General features: G+C 70.3%; 27 protein-coding genes and 1 pseudogene. 14 read left to right on the top strand and 14 right to left on the bottom strand.

Going from position 1 to position 24,819, the window contains the following annotated elements; translation table 11 throughout:
- Positions 1-11 precede the first annotated feature (11 nt).
- Both ispD and P8T65_RS25160 read right to left on the bottom strand, forming a co-directional pair.
- Complete coding sequence (gene ispD, locus P8T65_RS25165; RefSeq protein WP_184892435.1) at positions 12-788, bottom strand: 2-C-methyl-D-erythritol 4-phosphate cytidylyltransferase; 777 nt, start codon at positions 786-788, stop codon at positions 12-14.
- A gap of 339 nt (positions 789-1,127) precedes the next feature.
- Complete coding sequence (locus tag P8T65_RS25160) at positions 1,128-1,610, bottom strand: CarD family transcriptional regulator (RefSeq protein WP_003953493.1); 483 nt, start codon at positions 1,608-1,610, stop codon at positions 1,128-1,130.
- A gap of 301 nt (positions 1,611-1,911) precedes the next feature.
- On the opposite strand from P8T65_RS25160, the gene P8T65_RS25155 reads away from it, so the two are divergent.
- Positions 1,912-2,121: a hypothetical protein gene (locus P8T65_RS25155; protein WP_316727520.1), complete on the top strand. Its 210-nt coding sequence runs from the start codon at positions 1,912-1,914 to the stop codon at positions 2,119-2,121.
- A 108-nt stretch (positions 2,122-2,229) separates the two neighbouring features.
- A complete protein-coding gene (locus P8T65_RS25150; RefSeq protein ID WP_316727519.1) occupies positions 2,230-2,898 on the top strand; it encodes a copper chaperone PCu(A)C in 669 nt (222 codons plus the stop codon).
- Between the two features lie 133 nt (positions 2,899-3,031).
- Here the strand turns inward: P8T65_RS25150 and P8T65_RS25145 are convergent, their stop codons facing one another.
- The gene (locus P8T65_RS25145) at positions 3,032-3,712 is read right to left on the bottom strand and encodes a response regulator transcription factor (protein WP_009340348.1); all 681 of its coding nucleotides are present in this window, start codon (positions 3,710-3,712) and stop codon (positions 3,032-3,034) included.
- Positions 3,709-5,025 carry an ATP-binding protein gene (locus P8T65_RS25140; RefSeq protein WP_316727518.1) on the bottom strand — a complete coding sequence of 439 codons (1,317 nt, stop codon included), beginning with the start codon at positions 5,023-5,025 and terminating at the stop codon, positions 3,709-3,711. The genes P8T65_RS25145 and P8T65_RS25140 overlap by 4 nt, the downstream gene beginning before the upstream one ends.
- 299 nt (positions 5,026-5,324) lie before the next feature.
- On the opposite strand from P8T65_RS25140, the gene phoU reads away from it, so the two are divergent.
- From phoU to P8T65_RS25125, 3 genes are all read left to right on the top strand, one after another.
- Positions 5,325-6,023, top strand: a complete 699-nt coding sequence (gene phoU / locus P8T65_RS25135) for a phosphate signaling complex protein PhoU (RefSeq protein ID WP_045555976.1) — start codon at positions 5,325-5,327, stop codon at positions 6,021-6,023.
- Between the two features lie 665 nt (positions 6,024-6,688).
- Positions 6,689-6,937, top strand: a complete 249-nt coding sequence (locus tag P8T65_RS25130) for an SCO4226 family nickel-binding protein (RefSeq protein WP_316731704.1) — start codon at positions 6,689-6,691, stop codon at positions 6,935-6,937.
- 154 nt (positions 6,938-7,091) lie between these two features.
- Positions 7,092-7,391 (top strand): hypothetical protein, encoded by a 300-nt coding sequence (locus P8T65_RS25125; RefSeq protein ID WP_184892425.1) that lies wholly within the window; start codon positions 7,092-7,094, stop codon positions 7,389-7,391.
- Between the two features lie 89 nt (positions 7,392-7,480).
- Here P8T65_RS25125 and P8T65_RS25120 read toward each other — a convergent pair whose 3' ends face one another.
- A complete protein-coding gene (locus P8T65_RS25120; RefSeq protein WP_184892423.1) occupies positions 7,481-8,242 on the bottom strand; it encodes a phosphoglyceromutase in 762 nt (253 codons plus the stop codon).
- A 198-nt stretch (positions 8,243-8,440) separates the two neighbouring features.
- Here P8T65_RS25120 and P8T65_RS47350 point away from each other — a divergent pair.
- A pseudogene (locus P8T65_RS47350) lies at positions 8,441-8,785 on the top strand (MFS transporter); the annotation flags it as partial.
- A 69-nt stretch (positions 8,786-8,854) separates the two neighbouring features.
- Here P8T65_RS47350 and P8T65_RS25110 read toward each other — a convergent pair.
- Complete coding sequence (locus P8T65_RS25110; RefSeq protein WP_316727517.1) at positions 8,855-9,355, bottom strand: DUF2000 domain-containing protein; 501 nt, start codon at positions 9,353-9,355, stop codon at positions 8,855-8,857.
- A gap of 49 nt (positions 9,356-9,404) precedes the next feature.
- Between P8T65_RS25110 and P8T65_RS25105 the strand changes: the two genes are divergently transcribed.
- The gene (locus P8T65_RS25105) at positions 9,405-10,265 is read left to right on the top strand and encodes an AraC family transcriptional regulator (RefSeq protein WP_316727516.1); all 861 of its coding nucleotides are present in this window, start codon (positions 9,405-9,407) and stop codon (positions 10,263-10,265) included.
- On the opposite strand, the gene P8T65_RS25100 is transcribed toward P8T65_RS25105, so the two are convergent.
- Both P8T65_RS25100 and mshA read right to left on the bottom strand, forming a co-directional pair.
- The gene (locus tag P8T65_RS25100) at positions 10,210-10,725 is read right to left on the bottom strand and encodes a YbjN domain-containing protein (RefSeq protein ID WP_215456404.1); all 516 of its coding nucleotides are present in this window, start codon (positions 10,723-10,725) and stop codon (positions 10,210-10,212) included. The genes P8T65_RS25105 and P8T65_RS25100 overlap by 56 nt on opposite strands.
- Positions 10,726-10,787: 62 nt before the next feature.
- Positions 10,788-12,128 (bottom strand): D-inositol-3-phosphate glycosyltransferase, encoded by a 1,341-nt coding sequence (gene mshA / locus P8T65_RS25095; RefSeq protein ID WP_316727515.1) that lies wholly within the window; start codon positions 12,126-12,128, stop codon positions 10,788-10,790.
- 268 nt (positions 12,129-12,396) lie between these two features.
- Here mshA and P8T65_RS25090 point away from each other — a divergent pair, with 268 nt between their 5' ends.
- The 3 genes from P8T65_RS25090 (at position 12,397) to P8T65_RS25080 (ending at position 16,736) form a co-directional block, all read left to right on the top strand.
- The gene (locus P8T65_RS25090) at positions 12,397-13,299 is read left to right on the top strand and encodes a class I SAM-dependent methyltransferase (protein ID WP_316727514.1); all 903 of its coding nucleotides are present in this window, start codon (positions 12,397-12,399) and stop codon (positions 13,297-13,299) included.
- Between the two features lie 418 nt (positions 13,300-13,717).
- Positions 13,718-14,833 (top strand): NlpC/P60 family protein, encoded by a 1,116-nt coding sequence (locus P8T65_RS25085; protein WP_316727513.1) that lies wholly within the window; start codon positions 13,718-13,720, stop codon positions 14,831-14,833.
- 484 nt (positions 14,834-15,317) lie between these two features.
- The gene (locus P8T65_RS25080; RefSeq protein WP_399100062.1) at positions 15,318-16,736 is read left to right on the top strand and encodes a PP2C family protein-serine/threonine phosphatase; all 1,419 of its coding nucleotides are present in this window, start codon (positions 15,318-15,320) and stop codon (positions 16,734-16,736) included.
- A gap of 39 nt (positions 16,737-16,775) precedes the next feature.
- On the opposite strand, the gene P8T65_RS25075 is transcribed toward P8T65_RS25080, so the two are convergent.
- The 4 genes from P8T65_RS25075 to P8T65_RS25060 all read right to left on the bottom strand — a co-directional run bounded on the left by P8T65_RS25075 (position 16,776) and on the right by P8T65_RS25060 (position 19,461).
- A complete protein-coding gene (locus P8T65_RS25075; protein WP_316731703.1) occupies positions 16,776-17,120 on the bottom strand; it encodes a DUF2516 family protein in 345 nt (114 codons plus the stop codon).
- Positions 17,121-17,346: 226 nt separating this feature from the next.
- A complete protein-coding gene (locus P8T65_RS25070) occupies positions 17,347-17,964 on the bottom strand; it encodes a hypothetical protein (RefSeq protein ID WP_316727511.1) in 618 nt (205 codons plus the stop codon).
- 104 nt (positions 17,965-18,068) lie between these two features.
- Positions 18,069-18,623 (bottom strand): helix-turn-helix transcriptional regulator, encoded by a 555-nt coding sequence (locus P8T65_RS25065; RefSeq protein ID WP_316727510.1) that lies wholly within the window; start codon positions 18,621-18,623, stop codon positions 18,069-18,071.
- Positions 18,624-18,867: 244 nt separating this feature from the next.
- Positions 18,868-19,461 carry a TetR family transcriptional regulator gene (locus P8T65_RS25060; protein WP_316727509.1) on the bottom strand — a complete coding sequence of 198 codons (594 nt, stop codon included), beginning with the start codon at positions 19,459-19,461 and terminating at the stop codon, positions 18,868-18,870.
- A gap of 115 nt (positions 19,462-19,576) precedes the next feature.
- On the opposite strand from P8T65_RS25060, the gene P8T65_RS25055 reads away from it, so the two are divergent.
- The 4 genes from P8T65_RS25055 (at position 19,577) to P8T65_RS25040 (ending at position 22,814) form a co-directional block, all read left to right on the top strand.
- Positions 19,577-20,269: an SDR family oxidoreductase gene (locus P8T65_RS25055; protein ID WP_316727508.1), complete on the top strand. Its 693-nt coding sequence runs from the start codon at positions 19,577-19,579 to the stop codon at positions 20,267-20,269.
- A 59-nt stretch (positions 20,270-20,328) separates the two neighbouring features.
- Positions 20,329-20,667 (top strand): aldo/keto reductase, encoded by a 339-nt coding sequence (locus tag P8T65_RS47345; RefSeq protein ID WP_399100056.1) that lies wholly within the window; start codon positions 20,329-20,331, stop codon positions 20,665-20,667.
- A gap of 171 nt (positions 20,668-20,838) precedes the next feature.
- Entirely contained in the window at positions 20,839-21,843 is a 1,005-nt protein-coding gene (locus P8T65_RS25045) for an NADP-dependent oxidoreductase (protein WP_316731702.1), read from the top strand.
- Between the two features lie 416 nt (positions 21,844-22,259).
- On the top strand, positions 22,260-22,814 hold the full coding sequence (locus P8T65_RS25040) for an NUDIX domain-containing protein (protein ID WP_399100053.1): 555 nt from the start codon (positions 22,260-22,262) through the stop codon (positions 22,812-22,814).
- Between the two features lie 38 nt (positions 22,815-22,852).
- On the opposite strand, the gene P8T65_RS25035 is transcribed toward P8T65_RS25040, so the two are convergent.
- Positions 22,853-23,662 carry an ABC transporter permease gene (locus tag P8T65_RS25035; RefSeq protein WP_316727507.1) on the bottom strand — a complete coding sequence of 270 codons (810 nt, stop codon included), beginning with the start codon at positions 23,660-23,662 and terminating at the stop codon, positions 22,853-22,855.
- On the bottom strand, positions 23,659-24,714 hold the full coding sequence (locus P8T65_RS25030) for an ATP-binding cassette domain-containing protein (protein ID WP_316727506.1): 1,056 nt from the start codon (positions 24,712-24,714) through the stop codon (positions 23,659-23,661). Before P8T65_RS25030 ends, P8T65_RS25035 begins: the two co-directional genes overlap by 4 nt.
- Positions 24,715-24,819 lie beyond the last annotated feature (105 nt).

The following is a 24,819-nucleotide window of genomic DNA, read 5'->3' as shown; positions in this document are numbered from 1 at the left end:
CCGTCGAACCCTCAGAAACCACCGTCGAGCCTCCTGCGCGCCAGAACCGCCTCCGCGAGCACCAGGTCCAGCGGCCTGGTCACCTTGAACGCCTCCTCGTGCCCCGGCACGACCACGACGCCGAGCCCGAGCCGCTCCACCATGCTCGCGTCGTCGGTGACCTCCCCGGTGACCGTCTCGTGCGCCCGCACGAGGGTCTCCCGGTGGAACCCCTGCGGCGTCTGCACGGCGCGCAGCCGCGCCCGCTCGGGCGTGGCGACGACCGGCTCCGGCGCCCCCGGCGCGTCCGCCGGCTCGACCTCCTTGACCGTGTCCGCGAGCGGCAGCGCGGGAACGACGGCCGGCGCCCCGTCCCGTACGGCCTCGATGACCGCGTCGACCGTGTCGACGGGCACCAGCGGACGGGCCGCGTCGTGGACGAGGACGGTGTCGTAGCCGGGCGGCAGCGCGTCCAGGCCGAGCTTCACCGACTCCTGGCGCGACTCACCCCCGGGCACGACGAGGAAGTCCGTCCGCTCGGGCAGCGCGTGCGCGTCGAGGAGGGTCTTGACCTCGGGGGCGCCATCGGGCGGCGCCACCACGATGACCAGGGAGACGGCACGGGACGCGGCCATGGCCCGCACCGCGTGGATCAGCATCGGGGTGCCGTTCAGCGCACGCAGCGCTTTGGGGGCGCCCGGGCCGAGGCGTACGCCCCGGCCGGCGGCCGGGATCACAGCCGCCGTACGGGTTGCCGCACGGGCTGCGGTACCGGTTCCGGAAGGCGAAGGGCGCGAATCGTCAGACATCGGTTCCTGTCAGGTTTGTGTGCTCGGCCTACGTGGGTATGGCCACAGCGTGCCGGGCGCGACACCTTGACCGGACCCTTCCGTGACATCTGGTCGAGCCAGCTGCCCGGGCCCGGCACGCCAAGTACGAGTACGGCGTACTCATGAGCACCGGGGCACGCCAAGTATCGCCAAGTATCAGGGACCTCTTCAGGCGTACGGCATCCGGGTACGAACATGCCGCAGCGCCCGGCGACATCACATACGTCATCGGGCACCGCGGCATTTCGATGTGCTGCTGCACTGAACGACTGAGCGGGCTGGCTGCCTGCCTCAGGTCAGTTCGGTAACGCAGTCAGTTCAGGACGCGAGGACCTCGTCGAGCAGAGCCTCGGCCTTGTCCTCGTTGGTGTTCTCCGCGAGGGCGAGCTCGCTCACCAGGATCTGGCGGGCCTTGGCGAGCATGCGCTTCTCACCGGCGGACAGTCCGCGCTCGCGCTCGCGACGCCACAGGTCACGCACGACTTCCGCGACCTTGATGACATCGCCGGAGGCAAGCTTCTCCAGGTTTGCCTTGTAGCGACGCGACCAGTTCGTGGGCTCCTCGGCATACGGCGCGCGCAGCACCTCGAAGACCCGGTCCAGGCCGTCCTGACCGACCACATCACGTACGCCGACGAACTCCGCATTGTCCGCTGGCACACGCACCGTCAGGTCGCCCTGAGCGACCTTGAGCACCAAGTAGGTCTTGTCCACGCCTTTGATCTGGCGAGTTTCGATGGCCTCGATCAGCGCGGCCCCGTGATGGGGATAGACCACGGTGTCGCCAACCTTGAACGTCATGTGACAGGTACCCCTTCCGTGGCTATCCAGGGTAACACGGATACGGCGGGTTCTGAATGGCGTTTTCGCAGGTCAGGGCATATCTCGGGGCTTGACAACTACAACAGGAACGTGCTGCGGGACCCGAACGGAAGAAGGTATTCGCAGGTGGGAGCGGCTCTCCGGGCGGAGTGAAACGCGTACGTTACACGCATCCGGAGGGCGCCGGGAGCATCCTAACGTCCCGCTTTGTCCGACTCCAGATGTGCGACTTCCGCTACTCCGTTCGATGCATGGAGTCGGGTACGAGACGAATCCGGAATTGATCAAGGAGTTCGATCCACGGGCCCTCTTCCGCCGTTACCGGATCGTGTTCTTGCGCGTTCCGGCGGTGTTCTGGCAGTTGATCGATTTTTCGTGGCGGCACACATTCCTGGGCGGATTTCCAGGACGCGGCGCCGACGAGTTCGAGGGTGGTTTTGCGAATGCCGACCGGGACGGCCGTGACGTGTCCGTCAATTGCTTCCGGTGACATGTCGGGGAACTTGGGGAGGGTCGGGTGCGGCGGCGACGGGACGGCTCGGTAACCTAAGGCCGCTACAGACCACGTACCGCCCACGTTCTAGGAGTTGCCGCCGCCGTGAGCAGCAGCCTTCGACGCGGCGCCCTCGCCGCCGCCGCCATCGCGTTCTCGATCGCCTCACTCGCCGCGTGCGCCGCCGGCAGCAACGCCCAGACGCTGGAGATCAAGCCGGACAACGCCGCCACCAGCGTCGGCGACATCAAGATCCAGAATGCCATCGTGGTCACCCAGCCCGGCACCGAGACCGAGGGCCCCGCCGTCGTCTCCGCGACGCTCTTCAACGCCGCCTCGACCGACCAGACGCTGGACTCCGTCACCGTCGAGGGCGCCGGCACCGTCGAGCTCACCCCGGCGAAGGGCAAGGGCAAGGGCGGCAAGGTCGTCGTCCCGGCCGGCGGCTCCGTGGTCCTGGGCGGCGAGGGCAACGCCTCCGCCGTCCTGTCGGACGTCACCGACGCGGTCAAGGACGGCAACGCCCAGAAGGTCACCTTCGAGTTCAGCGAGACCGGCCAGGTCGCCCTGCGCGCCTTCGTGGTCCCCGCCGAGCACTACTTCGAGAAGTGGGGCCCGACGGACATCCCCGAGGCTCCCGCCGCCAGCGCCTCCCCGTCGGAGGAGACCACCGGCTCCCCGTCTCCTGACGGCACGGCCGCCGAGGAGGGCACCGCCGCCGGTTCGACGGCCTCGCCGTCCACCTCGGCCTCCGAGGAGACCGCGGGCCACTGAGGCCGCCGGGGGTCACCCCGAGTACATATGCCGAAGGGCGGCACCCCTGGAGGGATGCCGCCCTTCGGCATATGTGTGTCCGTTCGGTGTCCGTGGAGCCCGGGGCCGTGGGGTTCCGTGTGCGTCCCTCGGCCTACGGCTCGAACTTGTACCCCAGTCCGCGCACCGTCACCAGGTATCGCGGCGCGCCGGGGTCCGGCTCGATCTTGGCGCGCAGGCGCTTGACGTGGACGTCGAGGGTCTTGGTGTCGCCCACGTAGTCGGCGCCCCAGACGCGGTCGATGAGCTGCATTCGGGTCAGGACGCGGCCGGCGTTCCGCAGCAGCATTTCGAGCAGGTCGAACTCCTTGAGGGGGAGGTCGACCTTGGAGCCCGAGACAGTGACCACGTGACGGTCGACGTCCATCCGGACGGGACCGGCCTCCAGCGCTGCCGGGGTGACCTCCTCGGGCTCGCCGCGGCGGCGCAGTACGGCCCGGATGCGGGCGACGAGCTCGCGGGAGGAGAAGGGCTTGGTGACATAGTCATCGGCTCCTATTTCCAGGCCCACGACCTTGTCGATCTCGCTGTCCTTGGCGGTCACCATGATCACCGGGACATTGGAACGGCCGCGCAGCTGACGGCAGACCTCGGTACCCGGCAGCCCGGGCAGCATCAGGTCGAGCAGGACGAGGTCGGCTCCGTTACGCTCGAACTCGTCGAGGCCGTCGGGCCCGGTGGTCGCGATGGCGACCTCGAAGCCCTCTTTGCGGAGCATGTAGGACAGGGCGTCGGAGAAGGACTCCTCGTCCTCGACGACGAGCACTCGGGTCACGGAAGGACCTCCGGGGCGGGAAGCGGTCCGTACGGTTCGTACGGGGATCTGTCGGTGTGAGGCTGTCCGTCCTCGTCGTCGAGGTCCGGGTGCTGGGCGGCGCGGTCACGGGACTTGCCCGCCTCCGGCAGCCTCAGCGTGAACGTGGAGCCCTGTCCCTCCGAGCTCCACACCGTGACCTCCCCGCCGTGCGAGGCGGCCACGTGCTTGACGATCGCGAGACCGAGGCCCGTACCGCCGGTCTGGCGGGAGCGGGCCGGGTCCACGCGGTAGAAGCGCTCGAAGATGCGCTCCTTGTCCTTGTCCGAGATGCCGATGCCCTGGTCGGTCACGGCGATCTCGATGTGGTCCCCACCGGGGGCGGTCACCCGGCGCGCGGCTATGCCGACGCGGGTGCGGGCCGGGGAGTAGTTGACGGCGTTCTCCACGAGGTTGCCGAGGGCGGCGGCCAGCTGACCGCGGTTGCCCCAGACGCGCAGCTCCGCCGTGCCGCCCGCCCGTCGCCCGCCACCACCCTGTTCGAGCCCTTCGGGCGCCCCTGTATTCGAGGCCATGGTGATCTGCTTGGTGCCGGCCTGGTGGCGGCAGCGGTCGACGGCCTCGGCGACCAGCTCGTCCACCCGAACGGGCTCGGCGTCCTCCAGCGGGTCGTCGTTCTGCACCCGGGAGAGGTCGATCAGCTCCTGCACGAGGTTGGTGAGCCGGGTGGCCTCGATCTGCATACGCCCGGCGAAGCGTTCCACCGCCTCGGGATCGTCCGAGGCCCCCATGACGGCCTCGGAGAGGAGGGAGAGCGCGCCGACGGGCGTCTTCAGCTCATGGCTGACGTTCGCGACGAAGTCCCGCCGCACGGCCTCTATCCGGCGGGCCTCGGTGAGGTCCTCGACCAGGAGCAGTACGAGCCGGGAGCCGAGCGGCGCGACGCGCGCGGAGACGGCGAGGGCCTCGCCGCGACCCGTGCCGCGCCGGGGCAGGTCCAGCTCGACCTGCCGTATCTCGCCGTCACGGCGGGTGTCGCGGGCCATCTTGAGCATCGGCTCGATGGAGAGCTTGCCGCCCCGCACCAGCCCGAGGGCGTACGCGGCGGAGCTGGCCTTGACGACGGCGTCCGACTCGTCGAGCACGACGGCGGAGGAGCGGAGCACGGACAGCACGGTGTCGACGCCGGGCGGCAGCACCGGGTCGGTGTGCAGGGAGGTTCTGGTGGGACGCTTCTGCTCGCGCTCGCTGAAGCGGAACGCCAGCATGGCGATGACACCGGTGAGCACTCCGGCGATCGCTGCCGCTGCGGCGACCGCCGCGTTCACGTCCATGCATCCAGGTTAGGCACGAGGTCGGACATCCCCACAGCGATCGGAGGGCGACCTCGAACACTCGTCGCCCAGAGTTCACCTTGGAGCCAGTATTGGTTCATTTGGGGTGGCGGAAACGGACGCGTAAGGGCCGGAACGTGGGAGCGTGGGAATCGTCCGGGACTCCCGGTCACCGTTCGCCGTCGCCGTTCCACGCGGTGGTCGGGGTACGACCGTACCGGCCCGGCCTGGCGGGTCGGCTTCCGGAACGGCTTTCCTGGTTACCCACGAGCAGACGTACGTAAGAGAGGGACACCCTGATGCGGGACGCGTACCACGAGGAACTTGACTCGATCGGTGAGGGCCTGGTCGAGATGGCCCGACTGGTGGGGTCGGCGATCGGTCGCGCCACGACGGCGATGCTCGACGCCGACCTGAAGCTGGCCGAGAGCGTGATCGAGGCCGACAAGAAGGTCGACGACCTCCAGCACGACCTGGAGGCCCGCGCGATAGCCCTGCTCGCCCGGCAGCAGCCGGTGGCGACGGATCTTCGTATCGTCGTGACGTCGCTGCGGATGTCGGCCGACCTGGAGCGCTCGGGCGACCTCGCCCAGCACGTGGCCAAGCTGACCCGGCTGCGCTTCCCCGAGCGCGCTGTCCCGCGCGACCTGCACGCCACGATCCTGGAGATGGGCCAGCTCGCGCAGCGGCTGATGGCGAAGGCCGCCGAGGTCATCATCACCAAGGACGTCGACCTGGCGCTCCAGTTGGAGAGCGACGACGACGCGATGGACCTGCTCCACCGCACTCTCTTCCAGCACCTCATGGACGACCGCTGGAAGCACGGCATCGAGACCGCCGTCGACGTCACCCTCCTCGGCCGGTACTACGAGCGCTTCGCCGACCACGCGGTGTCGGTCGCGAAGCGGGTGGTGTACCTGGTGACGGGCGAACACGCGGACGAACTCCAGGCGGACATCCAGCCGGTGCAGCCGGTCGCGGGGGTGGAGGGGGCGTAAGGGGCGGCGGAGCTGCGGTGGTGGCCGTGGGGAGGCCGCCGAGAGCAGCGGGTGCGCCGGGGCCGCGGTATCCGGCGCGCCGCGGTAGCGGGGCTCCGGCGCTCGAACATCGGGCAGGGCGTGTGGACGCCTCTGTGCGCCGTTGATGCGCCCGGCTGAACGGGCTTGGAATAGGGCAGGCAAAGGGCAGGCAAGAAGGAGCCCATTCCCTGCGCTTCCTTGTCTTCCGTGCCTCGCCTTCCGTGCTTCGCCTTCCATCCCTTCGAGGAGGGACCATGGCCGAATCCCCCGCCAGCCCCAGCACGCCGGACCCGACACAGGTCCGGGACACCCATCAGCCCGTCGACCGCAAGATCCTGCCTCTCTTCGGTGCCTGCGGATGCGGGTCCGGATGCGGGTGCGGGTGCCAGTCCGGCAACCCGTGCCAGTGCGGCTGACGCCGACCAGCCGCGGGCTCGTCTGCGCGGTAGGCGAGTGAAGGGGCCCGTCTCTGACGACGGGCCCCTTCACTCATGTCCGTCGACGGCGACGATGTCGACGTCGACGTCGACGTCGACGATTCGGCTGCGGCTGCGGCTTCGGCTTCGGAGTCGCCCGTACGGCCGTACGAGCGCAGCATGAGGAGGGGGGAGCACAAGGCACCAGGCACTGAGGAGGTGCGGGTGATGACCAAGTTCATGGACGTCCACCACAACATGAAGGGCATCACGGAGAACCAGCTGCGTGCGGCGCACAAGGCCGACCTCGACATCGAGAAGGACGAGAACGTCCACTTCGAACGCGCCTGGGCCGACCCCACGTCGGGCACCGTGTACTGCCTCTCCGAGGCCCCCTCCGCCGACGCGGTCCAGCGCATCCACGAACGCGCGGGCCACAAGGCGGACGAGATCCATCCGGTTCCCCTGATGATCTAGGCGGTACGGCGCGGACGACCCGGCGCAACGAGCGCGCGCAAGCGCTGGGTCGGCCGCGTTCGCCTCCGCGCGCTCTGTCCGACGACACTCGCGGGGTGGAACCATCCCCATGCCGGAACCGGCCGGGACCGGCGGGAACAAGGGGGTTCTGCACATGTCCGTAGTGATGTCGATGCACTGGCCAGAGGTGACCCCGGAGCAGTACGACACCGTGCGGGACGCGGTCGACTGGGAGGGGGTACCGGCGGCTGGGGGCCAGATCCACGTGGCCTGGTTCGACGACCAGGGGATGCATGTCGTCGACGTGTGGGAGTCCCAGCAGGCGTTCGAAGCGTTCTTCGCCGAGCGCCTGGCCCCCGTACTCGAAAAAGCGGGCCTCCAGGGCACCCCCCACACCACCTTCAGCCCCCTCCACCGCCGCTTCGTCGCACCGACAATCGACGGAGCGGCATAACCCGACACGCTCCACGACGACAAATGCCCCCACCTGCGAAGAAGCCGCAGGTAGGGGGCCTGTCTGCTCGGGTTACTTCTCCGCTCTGCTTACTTCTTCTTGCCCTGGTTCTTGACTGCCTCGATTGCGGCTGCTGCTGCTTCCGGGTCGAGGTAGGTGCCGCCGGGGTTCAGGGGCTTGAAGTCGGCGTCGAGTTCGTAGGCGAGGGGGATGCCGGTCGGGATGTTGAGGCCCGCGATGTCGGCGTCCGAGATGCCGTCGAGGTGCTTGACCAGGGCGCGGAGGCTGTTGCCGTGGGCGGCGACGAGGACCGTACGGCCAGCCAGGAGGTCGGGGACGATGCCGTCGTACCAGTACGGCAGCATGCGGGTGACGACGTCCTTCAGGCACTCCGTGCGGGGGCGCAGCTCCGGCGGGATGGTCGCGTAGCGCGCGTCCGACGCCTGGGAGAACTCCGAGTCGTCCGCGAGCGGCGGCGGCGGGGTGTCGTACGAGCGGCGCCACAGCATGAACTGCTCCTCGCCGAACTCGGCCAGGGTCTGCGCCTTGTCCTTGCCCTGGAGGGCGCCGTAGTGGCGCTCGTTCAGGCGCCAGCTGCGGTGGACCGGGATCCAGTGGCGGTCGGCGGACTCGAGGGCCAGCTGCGCGGTGCGGATGGCGCGTCGCTGGAGGGAGGTGTGCAGCACGTCCGGGAGCAGGCCGGCGTCCTTCAGCAGCTCACCGCCGCGCGTCGCCTCCTTCTCGCCCTTCGGAGTGAGGTTGACGTCCACCCAGCCGGTGAACAGGTTCTTCTCGTTCCACTCGCTCTCGCCGTGGCGGAGGAGGATCAGCTTGTACGGTGCGTCGGCCATGGCCCCGAGCGTAATCGACGGCCGGGAACCACCACACGGGTGGCCGACAGGCGGACAGGGCCGACGGGTGGGCAGGCGGGGCCCCGGTCTCGCCATTCCCCGTTCGCTGCGCCGCCGGTCTCGGGTCCGCCTCGCCCACCGCCCCGACAGTTGACTGGGGTTGTTAATTGGGTGGCTCGTCTCTCGTTCGCGTTGGCCCTCGCCGAGATCGTCAACGCACCGACCCAGACCGGGGTCGTCGTCCGCCTCTCGCCCGCACAGGGGCGTGGCCGTTACCAGGGCATGTACACGATGTCGTGGTCCGTCGCCGCGCTGGTCGCTCCGCTCATGTCCGGCCTCGTCATCGACCGGTGGGGAGCGGCGTGGCTGTGGGGGCTGTGCGCGGTGATCGGGACCGTGGCGGGGGTCGGGTACTGGGCGCTCATGCGTCGGATGCCGGCATCGGAGGACGGAGCCGCGGCGCCTACCGCCGTACCGGTGGAGCAGCCCTGCGGCGGGGAGCCGGTCCCTGGGCAGCCCGTCGGTCAGATAACCGGGCGGTGAGAAGCCGGGCGGCGGGCGAGCCGCCGTGGGGGAGGTCGCCGACGCGGTCCGAGGACCTCCGGCACGGTCTCACGGGTGCATCCGCGCCCCCTTCACCACCTTGTCCACCCCGTTGCGCGGGCCATACACCGCCAACCCCACCAGGTCCAGCTCCCCCGTCGCCACCGACCGTACGGCCGCCCGGTTGTCGTGGTCGTTGCCGGTGGCGAACAGGTCGGACGTGAAGAGCGCGCGGGGGAGGGCGCGGGACAGTACGCGCGCGTGCGCCGCCTTCAGGACCTCCTTCGTCGCCTCGAAAACGAGGACCGGCTGCCGGAACATCGGGAGGTAGGCCACCTTGTCGGCGTCCTCGTACGGCTCGCCGATCACCTCCGGGATGGCCGGGCCGATGCCGCTGACCAGGAAGGACGTGACGTTCAGGCGCTGCCAGGTCGCGAGGTCGTCGCGGAGGAGGACGGCGATCTTGGTGTCGAAGCGGGTGGGCGGCGGCGTACTCGCGGAGGTCGCGGCCGACACGGAGGGCGCGTCAAGGGGCTCGTCGAAAGGCTCGTCAAAGGGCTCGCTGTTCATGGGATGAGACTGCCGATCGCCGGGCGACCCCGTCTTGTACGTTCTTTGCATGGGTACCCAGCGGCCCGGTTCTCCCCGGCGTGACGTCACCGCCTGGCGGCCGCGCGTGCCCGGTGTCGTCGAGGTCTTCCATGCGCACTACACCGAGTACGCGTACCCCATGCATGTGCACGACGTGTGGACGCTGTTGATCGTGGACGACGGGGCCGTGCGCTACGAGTTGGACCGGCATGAACACGGGACGCCCCACGACACGGTGTCGTTGTTGCCGCCGTTCGTGCCGCACAACGGCGCGCCGGTGACGGAGCGGGGGTTCCGCAAGCGGGTGCTGTACCTGGATCCGGACGCGCCCCTGGCCGCGCTGGACGCGAGCCTCGTCGGGGCGGCGGTGGACGGGCCGGATCTGCGGGATCCCCTACTGCGGCGGCGGGTGGGGCAGTTGCACGCGGCGCTCGCGCGGCCCGGCGACGAGTTGGAGGCGGAGAGCCGGCTGGCGCTGGTCGGGGAGCGGTTGCGGGGGCATCTGCGGTCGGCGGCTCCGTCGGGGGGTGGGGCGGTGACCGCTCCCGCCGGGCGTGCCGTCGCCCATCGCCTCCGTGAGCTTCTCGACGAGCGGATCACGGACGGGATCACGCTGGAGGAGGCCGCGGGGACGGTCCAGGCCCACCCCACGCATCTCGTACGGACGTTCGGCGCGGCCTTCGGGATCGCGCCGCACCAGTACCTGATGTCCCGGCGGGTCGAGCGGGCCAGGCGGCTGCTGTTGCAGGGTGTGCGGCCGGGCGAGGCGGCGGCGGTGGCCGGGTTCTACGACCAGGCGCACCTGACGCGGCACTTCAGGCGGTGGGTGGGGGTCACCCCTGGTCGCTATCGGAACGGTCGCCCGCCACGTCCCGGGTCAGATGGCTGAACGCGTCCAGATTGCGGGTCGGTTCGCCCCGGGAGACGCGCCAGGCGTACTCCCTGCGGATCGCGGAGGCGAAGCCCAGCTCCAGGAGGGTGTTGAAGGCGCCGTCGGCCGCTTCCAGGACCTGGCCGAGGAGGCCGTCGATGCCCTCGGGGGTGACGGCGGCGAGCGGCAGCCGGGCGGTGACGTAGATGTCGCCGAGCGGGTCGACGGCGTAACTCACGCCGTACAGCTTGAGGTTGCGCTCCAGGAGCCAGCGGTGGACGCCCGCCTCGTTCTCGTCGGGGTGGCGGATCACGAAGGCGTTGAGGGAGAGGGAGTGCCGGCCGACGATCAGGGAGACGGTCGTGGAGAGCTTGCGGGTGCCGGGGAGTTTCACGACGTAGGAACCCGGGTCGGGGCTCTCCCACTCCAGCTCGGCCTCGTTGAGGACCTGCTCGATGATCGACGCTTCGTCAGCCATGGGGCGAGGGTACCCGCCGGTACGCGGAGGTCGACTGCGGAGCCGCGGCAGGGCCCCGGGGCTCACCCGTGGTGGCCCCTGGCCCGGGGGCGGCGGTAGTCGTGCATGGCCGCCGTGTACACGTCCGCGGTGGCGGCGGCCGAGGTGTCCCAGCCGAAGGACTCGGCGTGGCGGGCGGCGGCCGCGCCCATGCGGGCGGTCAGCTCGGGGGCGTCGGCGAAATCGCGGAGCACGCGCGCGTACGCGGCGGGATCGTGGCCCTGGACCAGGAAGCCCGTCTCCGTGTCCCGCACGGCGACCGGCAGACCGCCGACCGAGGCCGCCAGGACCGGCGTACCGGCCGCCTGCGCCTCGATGGCGACCAGCCCGAAGGACTCGCTGTACGACGGCATGACCAGCACGGACGCCGCCCGGAACCAGTCCGCGAGCTGCTCCTGCCCGACAGGCGGCCGGAACCGTACGACATCGGCGATGCCGAGCCGCGCGGCCAGCTTCTGCAAGCCCTCCGGCTTGGCGAGCCCGCTGCCGCTCGGCCCGCCGACCACCGGTACGACGATCCTCGACCGCAGCTCGGGGCGCTCGGCGAGGAGGACGGCGACGGCGCGGAGCAGGACGTCGGGGGCCTTCAGGGGCTGGATACGGCCGGCGAAGAGCGGGATCAGGGCGTCCTGGGGCAGACCGAGGCGGGCCCGGGCCGCGGCGCGGCCGTCGGCGGGACGGAAACGGTCGAGGTTGACGCCCGGGTGGACGACGGCGACCTTGGCCGGGTCGGCCTCGTAGTGGCGTACGAGTTCGTCGGCCTCCTCGGCCGTGTTGGCTATGAGGCGGTCGGCGGCGCGCACGATCTGGGTCTCGCCGATGACGCGTGCGGCGGGTTCGGGGGTGTCGCCGGCGGCGAGCGCGGCGTTCTTGACCTTGGCCATCGTGTGCATGGCGTGCACCAGGGGGACGCCCCAGCGCTGGGCGGCGAGCCAGCCGACGTGGCCGGAGAGCCAGTAGTGCGAGTGGACCAGGTCGTAGTGGCCGGGGCGGTGACCCGCCCACGCCTGCATCACGCCGTGCGTGAAGGCGCAGAGCTGGGCCGGCAGCTCCTCCTTGGCCAGCCCCTCGTACGGGCCCGCGTCGACGTGCCGGACCAGGACGCCGGGCGCCAGCTCGACCGCGGGGGGCATGGCGCCGGTGGTGGCCCGGGTGAAGATCTCCACCTCGATGCCCTGGGCGGCCAGCCGCTGCGCCAGCTCCACGATGTAGACGTTCATCCCGCCCGCGTCGCCCGTGCCGGGCTGGTGCAGCGGTGACGTGTGCACCGAGAGCATCGCTACCCGGCGGGGCCTGCGGTGCAGCCGAAGCCGCCCCGCGCCGGCCGGGGAACGTCGCCCGAGCCTGCTGACGTAGTGGCTCACGTGGCGTTCCTCCTCGCTCCGGGCATGCCGTTCGGGAGGGCGTGGGGTCCCTCTCGGGAGGGGGAACACCGGAGGAGGCAGTTCCATTTCCTCTTTGCGTAATTATTACCGAGCTTCGCTCAACCGTTCGAGTGCCTGAGTGCGTGGGGGCGTGGCGGCCGGGGGGTGTGGCGGCCTGGGGGCCGGGGGGCGCGGGAGCGTGGTGGCATGAACTGAGCTCGCTGGGAGTGGGGGCACGTCCCCCGGGAGGCGGACATACGCTCACCTCATGGCCAGACCAGTCGGCACCGTGACGCGTGGCACCACCAACCCCAACCGGCTGCGTCGCATGGACCGCTGGATCGCGGCGACGCACGGTGCCGCACTCCGCCGCGCCACCACCCCCCTCGCCGTCGACCTCGGCTACGGCGCCGCCCCTTGGACCGCCGTCGAACTGCTCCGCCGCCTCCGCGCGGCGGCACCCCGCACCCAGGTCGTCGGCGTCGAGATCGACCCGGCCAGGGTCACCGCGGCCCAGCCCTACGCGTGCGAGGGTCTGACCTTCCGGCACGGCGGCTTCGAGGTACCGGTGCCGGGCCGCCCCACCCTCATCCGGGCGGCGAACGTGCTCCGGCAGTACGACGAGGACGAGGTCGCCGCCGTATGGGAACGCCTGTGCGCCCGCCTCGAACAGGCCGCACCGCCCCCTCCCCGCCCGCCCCATCCCACTCCAGGCGCGCACACCCCAGGCCCTCGCACCACGGACCTCCGCTCCGCGAGCCCCCACTCCCCCACCGCCTCGTACCCCTCCGGCGGTCTGCTCGTCGAGGGCACCTGCGACGAGATCGGCCGCCGGCACGTCTGGGTCGCCCTCGGCCCGGAGGGCCCCCGTACGGTCACCTTCGCCACCCGGCTCGGCTCCCTGGACCGCCCCTCCGACCTCGCCGAACGCCTCCCCAAGGCACTCATCCACCGCAACGTCCCCGGCGAGCCGGTGCACGCGTTCCTCCGCGATTTCGACCGCGCCTGGGCGGCCGCGGCGCCCTACGCCTCGTACGGCGCCCGGCAGCGCTGGATCCGCACGATCCGCACGCTGAGCGCGGACTGGCCGGTACGGGACGGGGTCTCGCGCTGGCGCCAGGGCGAAGTCACGGTGGCGTGGGAGGCGTTGGCGCCGCGGCCCCGCCATTAGCCGAGAGCCCCGCCCGCCTCCTCATCTTCGTACGCCCTCGTCTTCGCACGTTCTTGTCTTCGCACGTTCTTGTCTTCGCACGTTCTTGTCTCCGCACGCTCTTGTCTCCGCACGCCCTCGCCCCCGTACGCCCTCGCCTCCGCGCATCCTCGTGGCCGCGCGCCCGGCGCCCATACTCTTGATTACACAGAGCAACATTTTCGTGACGCACGGGAACGAACGCCACGGGCCGTTCGTCGGACAGTCGGGAGCGGTGTCACGCAGGTGGGAGCAGGGGAGGGAGGAAGAGGCTGCGGGCAGAAGTGAGTTCTTGCCCGCCTCTGTCGCATTCCGCGACGTCGTGACACGATCACCCGGGCACCGGCAAGTTACTGACGGTTAATCAGTTCTGTATCCATTGGGGTTGGGGGCAAGAGGTATGGGAGTCGGCAAGCGGAAGCTGACCGTGGCGGCCGTGGCCGTGGTCTGCGCGATGACCGTCCTGGGCGCGCCGGTCACCGCGTACGCGAGCCAGACGAAACCGGCCGAGCCGACCCCGAGTCCGACGCCGACACCCTCGTCCTCGTCCTCGCCTTCGCCCGGCTCGACTCCGGTGACGAACGAGGAGTTGGAGCGCGTCCGCACCAAGCTGGAGGGCCTCTACCACGACGCCGCGGTCGCCACGGACGCGTACAACGCGGCCGAGGAGAAGGCCGACAAGCAGTCCGAGGAGCTCGTCGATCTGGCCCACGAGGTCGTCAAGGGCCAGCAGAAGCTGGACAAGTTGCAGGACCTCATCGGCGCCGCGGCCCGCGCCCAGTACCGGGGCGCCGGCCTCCCGGCCGAGGTGCGGCTGTGGCTGAGCGAGAACCCCCAGGACTTCCTGGAGGGGGCGGACCGCCTGCGTCAGGGTCAGCTCGCGACCAAGGGGCTGCTCGCCGAAATGACCCGGACCCAGCAGGACTTGGAGCAGTACTCCAAGGACGCCTCCGCGCGCTGGGAGAAGTTGGAGACCAACCGCAAGGCCAAGGAGAAGGCCAAGAAGAAGATCAAGAAGCAGATCGCCGCCGCCGAGGAGCTGGAAGACCAGCTGGAGGACGACGAGCGGGAGCGGTTGGCGCAGTTGGAGGAGGAGGCCGCGCAGAAGTCACAGGCGGCGTGGCTGGACTCCGGGATACTCGCCGAGATCAACGGCAAGGCGACGCCGCAGGGGAAGAAGGCCGTCGAGTTCGCCACGAACCAAATAGGCAAGTGGTACGAATGGGGCGCCGAAGGGCCCGACACCTACGACTGCTCCGGTCTCACCAGCGAGGCGTGGGCCGCCGCCGGGCTGACCATCCCCCGCACCTCCCAGGAGCAGTGGCGTCAGCTCAAGCACATCGACATCCAGGACATGCGGCCCGGCGACCTCATCATCTACAACGCCGATGCCAGCCACGTCGCCATGTACCTGGGCGACGGCTCCATCGTCCACGCGCCCCGTCCGAACCGGAAGGTGTCGATCGCGGGCGCGGGCACGATGCGGATCCTGGGCGTCGTACGCCCGGACGCGTGAGCCGACGGGCTGACGAGGAGGGCTGAGCCGACGGGCTGGGGTCGGAGGCTGAGGGCGTGACCCCGACGGTCGCACCCGAACCGCACCGCACCCGGCGACGCCCCGCGTCACACCGCACCGAACCGGCCCCGCCACCACCCCGCGTCACACCGCACCTCAACACCCCGGTCTCCAACACCCCCCGCACCCCACCCACGCAGCACCGCCCACCCACGCCCACCACACCCCCGCCGTGAGCCACCCCACGTGACTCTCGACACCTTCGTCACCCGGCTCAACCTCCGTCGCGTGACATTCGTCATCCCAGGGGAAAGCCCTGCCATGTCCAAGTGCGGTACGGGATGCGGCATATGACGTCGGCTGTTTACCACCCGACGCCCCGTCTCCCATTCCGTTGCGACGGCGCCTGGCGCTAAGGTCCCCGTCGGTGGGTCGAGGTCCCTCGCCCGCCGTGCCCTCGGGGGGAGGGAAGGAACCCAACACGATGCCCGTACCCGTACCGCGGCAGAGAGCGATCCCGGCCGCGGAGAGTGGTCAGGCGCACGCCACGTCCGCGGCCGGCGGACCGTCCGGAGAGGGGGCTGCCATGAACGCCTCGGCCCTGGCCCCTACAGACAACTCCACAAACCAGCCCGGCCCCCACGCCGCCGGCCCCGGTGTCACGGGCCCGGCCCTCCAGCCCGGCCCCACCAACCTCACGGTCCTCCTCATAGAGGACGACCCTGCAGGTTCCCTCAACGTGCCCGAACTGCTCGACTCGGCGGGCAAGCCGATCCGTGTCCGCACCGCCCGCAACCTGACCGAGGCCCAGCGGCTGCTGACCGACGACGTCAACTGCATCCTCCTGGACCTGGCACTCCCGACCCCGTCCCGCCCCACCGACCCGGACACCGAGTCGGCCGACGCCCCCGACGACGAACTCGCCGTCCTCAAATACGTCCTGGACCTGGCCCCCCGCCACGCCGTCCTGGCCCTCACCGACTCCGGCGACGCCGAACGCGGCACGGAGGCGGTTCGGGTGGGCGCACAGGACTACCTGTTCCGGGACGAAGTGGACGGCCGGCTGCTGAGCCGCGCGATCCGTTACGCGGTGGAGCGCAAGCGGTCCGACACGGCCGAGCGCCGACTCACCGAGTCCAAGCTGCGCGCCCAGGAGAACGCCCGCCTGGAACGCGGCCTGCTGCCGACCCCCCTCCTGGAGGGCTCGTCCCTGCGGTTCGCCGCCCGCTACCGGCCGGGCCGTTCCCGCGCACTGCTCGGCGGTGACTTCTACGACACCGTCCGCACCCCGGACGGCACCGTGCACGTGATGATCGGCGACGTCTGCGGGCACGGCCCGGACGAGGCGGCGCTCGGCGTGGAGCTGCGCATCGCCTGGCGGGCGCTGACCTTCGCGGGGCTCTGCGGCGACGAGCTGCTGTCCACGCTCCAGCGCGTCCTGGAGCACGAGCGCGAGAGCGACGAGATCTTCGCGACGCTCTGCACGGTCGACATCGCCCCCGACGGCCGCCGCGCGGGCCTCTGCCTCGCGGGGCACCCGGCACCGCTGATCGTCCGCCACGGCCAGGGCGGCCGACTGACCCCGCCGGCGGAGCTGCTGCCGTACGACAACGGCGGCCCGGCCCTCGGTCTGCTGCCGAACGCCCGCTGGCCGCGCACGCAGATCGAACTGGGCGCCGCGTGGAGTCTGATGCTCTACACCGACGGCCTGATCGAGGGCCGGATCGGCCAGGGCAAGGAACGGCTGGGCCAGGACGGCATGGTGGAGATGGTCCGCCGCCAGCTCGCCGAGGGTCTGCGCGGCGAGGAGCTGCTGCGCGCCGCCGTGAACGAGGTCCGCGACCTCAACGGCGGCGAACTGACCGACGACGTGGCGGTCCTCCTGCTGGACCGGGAGGCCTGAGCAGGCTCGGGCTCGGACGAGGCCCGACCTCGAAGGAGGTCACCGGCCGCCGTTGTAGGGGCCGTACGGGCCGTCGCTGCTGGAGCCCCGGTTGCCGCCGCGGCCACCGCCGCCGGAGATCTGCCGCACCGCGGGGCGTACGTCGACGATGTACACGATGCTGGCGATGAGGCCGATGATCGGGAGGAACGACAGCAGCGGGAAGAGCAGGCTGACGACGAACGCGATCCCGAGGATGATCAGCCAGAAGACCTTGGTCTGCTTGTCCGTCGCGCGGAACGCGTCCTCCCGCCGGAAGGTGGCGTCGATCAGCGCGAACGCGGCGAGTGCGATCACAGCGAGCTGCAACAGCCCCATGAACCCCGCGAAGCCGTTCATCAGCATGGTGCCCACCACCGCCCGTTCCGTTCTTCACGCATCCGAATACCGACCGTCTCTCCCACGCGGCCACCGTACCCGTAGAACGGGCCGGCCACCCCAAAGGTGCCCGGCCCGTCTCCGTACCGCGAGGTACTGAGAGGCACTACGCACGTACCTGCACGCGTACCCCTCGCTCTGTCGCCGACTCCGTCGTCGGCTATGTCGCCCACTCGGCGGCTCGCCCTGCCGCTTACTTGGCGGGCGGGGTGGTCTTCTTCGCGGCCGTGGCCGTGGTCTTGCGCGCCGGAGCCTTCTTCGGTGCGGGCTTCTTGGCGGCGGGGGCGGGCGCGGGCGCGGCCTGGGCCGGGACCGGCTTCGCGGCCGCCGGCTCGTCCTTGACCTCGACCGGCTGGGACTTCGGCTCGACGGCGATCGCGAGCTCCTCGATCTCCTCCGCGGCCTCACCGCGCCAGGTGCGCACGGCATGCTCACCGTGCTCGGCGACGCGCTCGTACGCCTCGCGGGCCTTGACCGCGTACTCGGCGGCGACGCCGACGCTGCGCAGCGCGAGGTCCTGAGCGCTCTCGCCGAGCTTCTTCAGGTCGGTGTCGAGGGTGCCGATGATCTCGGTGACCTTGGTCTGGAGGTTCTCCTGGGTCTCCTTGACGCGGGCGGTCGCCTTCTCCTGCACGGCCTTCGGGTCCGTCTGGCGCACGGCGTCGATCTTGGCCGGCGCCTCGGCGCGCAGCTGCTCGACGAGGCCGGGGACCTTCTTCGCCTGCTGGAGGGCGAGGTCGGCGGTGCCGGCGGCGAAGTAGAGGGGGGTCGGGTCGGTGACGGCCTTGCGGATGTCGTCGGTGATGGCCATGGTGAAGGTCCTCCGGGTTGCTTACTGCTGAGGGTTGGTAGTCGTTCCGGTCCGCTTCGACGGCTTCGGCCTGGGCTGCGACTTCGGCTTCGCGGTAGACGTGGTCAGCTCGCCGTCCGCCGCGGACCGGCATCGCCGCCGTCGGCCTTGTGAAAGCCGGGGGCCGGGGCGTCTTCGACGCCCGCGATATCCGTCGTCGTCGCCGTCGTCGCCGTCGTCGCCGTCGTCGCTGTGGCAGCTGTTTCGGCGTCGATCCGTATGTCACTCTTCGCCGCGGCTTCGACCTCGGATCCCACCTCGACCCCGATCTCGAATCCGTTCTCCTTGCGGAAGGACTCGTAGATCTGGAGCAGCACCTGCTTCTGCCGCTCGTTCAGCGTGGGATCGGCGAGGATGACAGCGCGCGTCTCGACCTCGTCCCGGTCCCGCTCGGCGTCGAGGATGCCGGCCCGCACGTACAGCGTCTCGGCGGAGATCCGCAGCGCCTTGGCGACCTGCTGCAGCACCTCCGCGCTCGGCTTGCGCAGCCCGCGCTCGATCTGGCTCAGATACGGATTGGACACCCCGGCGGCGTCGGCGAGCTGCCTGAGCGACAGCTGCGCGTTTCGCCGCTGTTCACGCAGGTACTCACCGAGATTGCCGACGTTGAGCGATGCCATGCCTCCACCATGCCTCACTTCCGCTAACTATTGCAAGCACCCGCTTGCAAAAGTGCGCTACACCACTGCGCGGGGCGGTGAGCCTGAGCACGAGAGGTGTCGCATTTGCACGACAACTGCCGTAGGGAGCACGGAACTACGCCAGATCGATCAGGCCGCGAGCACGGAAGCCTCGGGCCCCGCGTCACCTCGCGAGTGCGGCCGGGGCGCACACTCCGCGCGGCGCCCGACGCCGGGCCCCCGGTCAGTCGGCTTCCGTCAGGGCCGCGTGCGCGGCGGCGAGGATCTCCTCGGAGAGCGGGGAGCCCTGGGTGGCCCGGGACAGGACCAGAGCACCGACCAGGGTGCACAGCCGGGCGAGGCCGCCCTCGCCGCCACCGACGCCCTCACCGTCCGCGACAGCCTCGGCGGGGGCGAGGAACGCGGCGAAGTCGGCCACGCCCTCCGCGTAGGTACGGCGCGCCTCGCGGCCTTCGGGTCCGCGCGCGATATCGATGGCGAGAGCCGCGACCGGGCAGCCGTCCGCCGCGCTGTCACGGTGTTCGACGGAGAGGTAGGCGTCGATCAGGGCCCGCTGAGCGGCATGCCGCTGCCCGTCGTGCCGCTCGAGCCCGGCCGCATTACGCCGTGCGATCTCATCGAAGACGTGGACGGTGACCTCATCGACGAGCGCTTCCTTGGAGGCGAACTGCTTGTAGAAGGCACCGTGGGTGAGGCCGGCCGCCTTCATGAGATCGGCGACGCTGACGTGGGTGCCCTGCTCCCGGAACAGCCGCGACGCGGTGCCCACCACCCGCCTGCGATTTTCCTCCGCCTGCGCCTGCGATACGCGGCCCATGGCCACCTCCCGTTTAGATGTCGACTGGCATCTATCATAGCCCTGTGTTTAGATTATGTTTGCAATCTAATTGACGCGGGTGCTCCGACGGCGCCTGCGAAGGACAGGAGCGAGCATGGAACTCAAGAACGCGGTCGCGGTGGTCACCGGCGCCAACCGGGGCCTCGGGCGGCACCTGGCCGCCCAGCTCGTGGAGCATGGCGCGAAGGTCTACGCGGCGGCCCGCCGTCCCGAGACGGTCGACCTGCCGGGCGTCCACCCGTTGCGCCTCGACGTGACGGACCAGGAGTCGATACGGGAGGCCGCCCGCATCGCCTCCGACGCGACGCTGCTGATCAACAACGCGGGCGTCTCCACCGGCGCGACGCTGGTCGGCGACGACCTGGACGAGGTACGTCGCGAGATGGAGACCAACTTCTTCGGCCCGCTCGTCGCCACACGGGCCTTCGCTCCCGTCATCGAGGGCAACGGCGGCGGCGCCGTACTCAACGTCCTGTCCGCCCTGTCCTGGTTCCACCCGGCCGCCCTCGGCTCCTACGCGGCTTCCAAGGCCGCCGCCTGGGCGCTGAGCGACGCGAGCCGCGAGGAACTGGCGCCCCGCGGGATCACTGTCTCGGCGCTGCACGTCGGCTACATGGACACCGACATGGCCGCCGGCGTGCCCGCCGATCAGAAGGTCGCCGCCGCCGACGTCGCGGCCCAGGCCCTGTACGGCATCGAGACCGGCCTGCCCGAGATCCTCGCCGACGAGACCAGCCGGTACGTCAAGCAGAGCCTGTCCGCGGCGCCCCAGCCGACCGCGGGTTGACGCTCACCCCGCCACCCCGACGCGACCGCCTTCCAGGCCCCCTTACGCAAGGACTTCTCATGCGTTACACGGCCTTCGGCCGCAAGACCGGACTGCGCGTCTCCGAGTACGCGCTCGGCACCGCGAGCTTCGGCACCGGCTGGGGCGCCGGCGCCGAGCCCGACGAGGCCCGCCGGATTTTCGACCGGTTCGCCGAGGCCGGCGGCACCTTCCTCGACAGCGCCGACAGCTACCTCGCAGCCCTCGACGTCCAGCTCACCGGCGAGCAGTACGCGCACCTCGACAAGGTCAGCGCCATGCCGCTCGGCGTACCGCACGAGGGCGTCGCAGGCTCGCTGGGCCGCCTCCAGGGCGGCGACGCGGGCAGCGTCATCGCCCCGGTCGTGCCGGTGGCCTGAGCCCGCAAACACGGCCGACGTAGAGCTCTCCGCGCAGGCACTGGCCACTGCCGTGCCGACGCGGAGCGCGCGGACCAGAAGACACCACAAACCATCTCGCAACGAGACAAACCCGTCACGGACAGAACACCCCTCCCGCTTGGACGGGAGACCACACGAGCGGAGATGACGATGAAGGCCTTCATGGTCGAGAAGTACGGTGACGCGTCCAACATGCGTGCCGCCGAGATACCCGACCCCCGGGTGGGCGCCGACGACGTCCTGGTAAGGATCGACGCGGCGAGTGTCAACCCGCTGGACATGAAGATCCGCGACGGTGACCTCAAGCAGATCCTGCCCTACCGTCTCCCGCTCGTCCTGGGCAACGACCTCGCCGGGACCGTCGTCCGCGTCGGATCGTCCGTCACCCGCTTCGCGGTGGGCGACGAGGTCTGGGCGCGGCCCGACAAGGACCGCATCGGCACCTTCGCCGAACTCCTCGCCGTCCACCAGGACGACCTGGCGGCCAAGCCCGCCACGCTCACCATGACCGAGGCCGCCTCCCTTCCCCTGGTCGCGCTGACCGCCTGGCAGGCCCTGGTCGAGCGGGCGAACGTCCAGCCGGGCCGGAAGGTCCTCATCCACGCGGGCGCCGGCGGCCTGGGATCCATCACCATCCAACTGGCCAAGGCACTGGGCGCGCACGTGGCCGCCACCGCGAGCACCGCCAAGGTCGACCTCGTCAAGGATCTCGGCGCGGACGAGGTCATCGACTACCGCACCCAGGACTTCTCCGAACTCCAAACCGGCTACGACCTCGTCCTGGACTCCCTCGGCGGCGAGAACCTCGCCAAGTCCCTGCGCATCCTCAAGCCCGGCGGCCTGGCCATCTCCGTCGCGGGCCCGCCCGACCCGGCCACCGCCCTCGAACTCGGCTCGAACGCGGTCATGCGCCTGGGCATCGCCGTCCTCAGTGCCAAGATCCGGCGCCAGGCCAAGCGCCTCGGCGTCAGCTACTCCTTCCTGTTCATGAGGGCCAGCGGCGACCAGCTGCGCGAACTCACCCCCCTCATCGACGCCGGGAAGATCCGCCCCGTCGTCGACCGGGTCTTCCCCTTCGACGAGACCCTTCAGGCCATGGAGTACGTCGAGAAAGGCCGCGCAAAAGCCGGCAAGGTCGTCGTCTCCATGACGTGAACCCAGGGCAACAGCCCTGCCGGACGCCGAGAACGCCGCCCGCCACAACGAGAAGAACCCGCCCCACGCTCCTTTCTCCCACACCAGGACCCGATCACGAACGCACCGTCCAGCTCTCCCACGCCCACCCCGTCGTCGTACAAGAACGCGCCGACCCGCGCCGTGTCCGTGCACGGCGTGGGCGTCGCCTACCGGCAGCACGGTCCGGACGACGGCTTGCCTGCGAAGAGTGCGGATCACGTCAGGCACGATGCGAATTCGGCGACAGACGTCGCGCTCAGAGCTTCACAAAAGGGCAGGTCGGGACGGAAGGATGACGACACCTATCGTGCTCAGTCTCAACGGGGGCGGAGCCTGGGCACGATGGGTGTCGTCGGACAGCGGTGTTGTCGGTGGGCTCTGCCAGGGTGTGCGTCGTGGATGAATTGGTGGAGCGTGTCGACGATCAAGATCGTGTGCTGGGGGTGGTGGTCAGCCGCCGACAGGCCATCCGGGAGGGTTGGCTGCACCGGGTCGCCGTGACGGTGTGTCGTGATGAGCGTGGGCGGATCCTCGTCCACCGGCGGTCGGAACAGCTGTCGCGCTTCCCCGGGCTCCACGAGGTCGTGGTCGGTGGCGCCGTGGGTGCCGGTGAGTCCTATGAACAGGCCGCCGCGCGGGAGCTGGCCGAGGAGCTGGGCACCCGCGCGCGGCCGCGCTTGCTGTTCACGTTCATCAATCGCAGTGGTTTGAGCCCTCACTGGCTTGGTGTGCACGAAGCCGTGGTGCCGGATGCCGTGGTCCCCGATCCCGATGAGGTCGCCTGGCATGGCCGGCTGACGGAGCCTGAGCTGCGGTCGGCCCTTCAGGAGTGGCGCTTCACCCCTGACAGTCACGAGGCCTTCCGTCGGTATCTCGCATTCCGGACCGCGCAGTCCGGCTCGGCGATCCAGAAATCGCCTGGCCAGGGGTGCCGGGCCGACCACGATTGACCCGCTCCACCTCGGCGGAGGCGGAGCGGGCCGTCGGGTCAGTTGCGGACGCCCCGCCTGAAGGCGGACTTGGACCAGAGGTAGCCGGTGAGGCCGATGACCGCGCACCAGGTCAGGGCTGTCCAGCCGCTGTTGCCGATCTCGGTGCCCATCAGCAGGCCACGCAGGGTTTCGTTGATGGGGGTGAAGGGCTGGTGCTCGGCGAACCAGCGCAAGCCGGTCGGCATGGAGTCGGTGGGGACGATGGCGCTGCCCAGGAACGGGAGGAAGGTGATGGGCATCGGCATGTTGCTGGCGGACTCGACGGTCTTGGCGACCAGGCCCATGCCGGCCGAGAGCCAGGTCAGGGCGAGCGCCAGCACGGTCAGCAGGCCGGCGGCGGCGAGCCACTCCACGGCGGTGGCGTTCGGCCGGAAGCCGATGGCCAGGGCCACACCGGTGACGGCGACGGTGCCGACGACGGTCTGGACCAGATTGCCCAGGACGTGCCCGGTGAGGAACGAGGCCCGGGAGATCGACATGGTGCGGAAGCGGTTCACGATGCCCTCGGTCATGTCCATGCACACGCTGAGGGCGGCTCCGATGCAGCCGGTGGCGACGGTCATCAGGATGACGCCGGGTGCGACGTAGTCGATGTAGTCGATGTCGCCACCCTGCCCGCCTTGTGCCGCCTGCGAGCCCTGGATACCGGCGCCGAGCGCGCCGCCGAAGGCGTAGTTGAACAGGAGCAGGAAGAGCACCGGCATCATCACGATGGTGATGACGATGGACGGATAGCGGATCGCCCGCTTCATGTTGCGGCGGAACATGGTGACGGAGTCACGGGCCGCGTAGCTGATGCTGCTCATCGGGAGATCTCCTGCTGCTGCTTGTCGCCGGTCAGGGTGAGGAAGACGTCGTCGAGGTCCGGGGTGTGCTGCGAGAGCGCCTCGGGGGTGACGCCGGCGCCGTCGAGGATGTCCAGGACCGCGCGGAGGGTGGGGACGGTGCCGTCGGAGGGGATCTGGAGGGTGAGTTCCTCGTCGTCGCGGGCGGTCGCGGCGAAGTGCGAGGCGGCCGCTTCCAGGGCCTCGGGACCGGCGAACCTGAGCGAGATGTGACCGCCCGGGATCAGCCGCTTCAGCTCCTCCGCCGTACCTTCGGCGACCAGCTTTCCGCCGTCGAGCACGGCGATACGGTCGGCGAGCTGGTCGGCCTCCTCCAGGTACTGGGTGGTGAGGAAGATCGTCACGCCGTCCTCGTCGACGAGGGAGCGGATGATCTCCCACATGGTGCGGCGGGAGCGCGGGTCCAGGCCGGTCGTGGGCTCGTCGAGGAAGATGATCCGCGGGTCGCCGACCAGCGTCATCGCCAGGTCGAGCTTGCGGCGCATCCCGCCGGAGTAGGTGGCGACGGGCTTGCGGGCGGCCTCGGTGAGGTCGAAGCGGGCGAGCAGGTCGGCGGCGCGGCGTCGGCCCTCGCGGCGGGACAGATGGTGCAGGTCCGCCATGAGCATCAGGTTCTCCTCGGCATTGAGGAGGTTGTCGACAGCCGCGAACTGGCCGGTGACACCGATGAGTTTGCGTACGGCGTCGGCTTCGCGGTCCAGGTCGTGACCGGCGAGGCGGGCGGTGCCGGAGTCGGCGGCGATGAGAGTCGACAGGATCTGGACGGTCGTGGTCTTGCCCGCGCCGTTGGGGCCGAGCAGGGCGAAGACGGTGCCGCCCTTGATGTCGAGGTCGATACCCCGCAGGACCTGCTTGTCGCCGTACGACTTGGTGAGGCCGGTGGCGGTGAGACCGGCGGTGGCGGCCGAGGTGCGGTGGGGGCGCGGGGTACTGGTGGCGCCTGACGCGCCTGACAACTTTGGTGTGGGCGACGACTTCGACATGGGTGACTTCGACATGGGTGACTTCGACATGGGTGAATTTGATGCGGGCATGACAGCTAGCTCCTTGGCGGAGGGAGAAGGGCAAGGCCTGCGGGAGGAGGGGAAGAGGGGCCGCTCTACGGGGATACGAGCGCG

The sequence above is a fragment of the Streptomyces sp. 11x1 genome (assembly GCF_032598905.1).
Taxonomy (GTDB): domain Bacteria; phylum Actinomycetota; class Actinomycetes; order Streptomycetales; family Streptomycetaceae; genus Streptomyces.
Note: the sequence above shows the minus strand (reverse complement) of the source record. Positions and strands in the feature narration are given on the sequence as shown.

Excerpts from the sequence above, each read along its gene's own strand:
- ispD (WP_184892435.1), bottom strand. The coding sequence starts at position 788 with ATGTCTGACGATTCGCGCCCTTCGCCTTCCGGAACCGGTACCGCAGCC.
- P8T65_RS25160 (WP_003953493.1), bottom strand. The coding sequence starts at position 1,610 with ATGACGTTCAAGGTTGGCGACACCGTGGTCTATCCCCATCACGGGGCC.
- P8T65_RS25140 (WP_316727518.1), bottom strand. The coding sequence starts at position 5,025 with ATGGACGTGAACGCGGCGGTCGCCGCAGCGGCAGCGATCGCCGGAGTG.
- phoU (WP_045555976.1), top strand. The coding sequence starts at position 5,325 with ATGCGGGACGCGTACCACGAGGAACTTGACTCGATCGGTGAGGGCCTG.
- P8T65_RS25130 (WP_316731704.1), top strand. The coding sequence starts at position 6,689 with ATGACCAAGTTCATGGACGTCCACCACAACATGAAGGGCATCACGGAG.
- P8T65_RS25125 (WP_184892425.1), top strand. The coding sequence starts at position 7,092 with ATGTCCGTAGTGATGTCGATGCACTGGCCAGAGGTGACCCCGGAGCAG.
- P8T65_RS25120 (WP_184892423.1), bottom strand. The coding sequence starts at position 8,242 with ATGGCCGACGCACCGTACAAGCTGATCCTCCTCCGCCACGGCGAGAGC.
- P8T65_RS25110 (WP_316727517.1), bottom strand. The coding sequence starts at position 9,355 with ATGAACAGCGAGCCCTTTGACGAGCCTTTCGACGAGCCCCTTGACGCG.
- P8T65_RS25105 (WP_316727516.1), top strand. The coding sequence starts at position 9,405 with ATGGGTACCCAGCGGCCCGGTTCTCCCCGGCGTGACGTCACCGCCTGG.
- P8T65_RS25100 (WP_215456404.1), bottom strand. The coding sequence starts at position 10,725 with ATGGCTGACGAAGCGTCGATCATCGAGCAGGTCCTCAACGAGGCCGAG.
- P8T65_RS25090 (WP_316727514.1), top strand. The coding sequence starts at position 12,397 with ATGGCCAGACCAGTCGGCACCGTGACGCGTGGCACCACCAACCCCAAC.
- P8T65_RS25085 (WP_316727513.1), top strand. The coding sequence starts at position 13,718 with ATGGGAGTCGGCAAGCGGAAGCTGACCGTGGCGGCCGTGGCCGTGGTC.
- P8T65_RS25080 (WP_399100062.1), top strand. The coding sequence starts at position 15,318 with ATGCCCGTACCCGTACCGCGGCAGAGAGCGATCCCGGCCGCGGAGAGT.
- P8T65_RS25075 (WP_316731703.1), bottom strand. The coding sequence starts at position 17,120 with ATGCTGATGAACGGCTTCGCGGGGTTCATGGGGCTGTTGCAGCTCGCT.
- P8T65_RS25070 (WP_316727511.1), bottom strand. The coding sequence starts at position 17,964 with ATGGCCATCACCGACGACATCCGCAAGGCCGTCACCGACCCGACCCCC.
- P8T65_RS25065 (WP_316727510.1), bottom strand. The coding sequence starts at position 18,623 with ATGGCATCGCTCAACGTCGGCAATCTCGGTGAGTACCTGCGTGAACAG.
- P8T65_RS25060 (WP_316727509.1), bottom strand. The coding sequence starts at position 19,461 with ATGGGCCGCGTATCGCAGGCGCAGGCGGAGGAAAATCGCAGGCGGGTG.
- P8T65_RS25055 (WP_316727508.1), top strand. The coding sequence starts at position 19,577 with ATGGAACTCAAGAACGCGGTCGCGGTGGTCACCGGCGCCAACCGGGGC.
- P8T65_RS47345 (WP_399100056.1), top strand. The coding sequence starts at position 20,329 with ATGCGTTACACGGCCTTCGGCCGCAAGACCGGACTGCGCGTCTCCGAG.
- P8T65_RS25045 (WP_316731702.1), top strand. The coding sequence starts at position 20,839 with ATGAAGGCCTTCATGGTCGAGAAGTACGGTGACGCGTCCAACATGCGT.
- P8T65_RS25035 (WP_316727507.1), bottom strand. The coding sequence starts at position 23,662 with ATGAGCAGCATCAGCTACGCGGCCCGTGACTCCGTCACCATGTTCCGC.
- P8T65_RS25030 (WP_316727506.1), bottom strand. The coding sequence starts at position 24,714 with ATGTCGAAGTCACCCATGTCGAAGTCACCCATGTCGAAGTCGTCGCCC.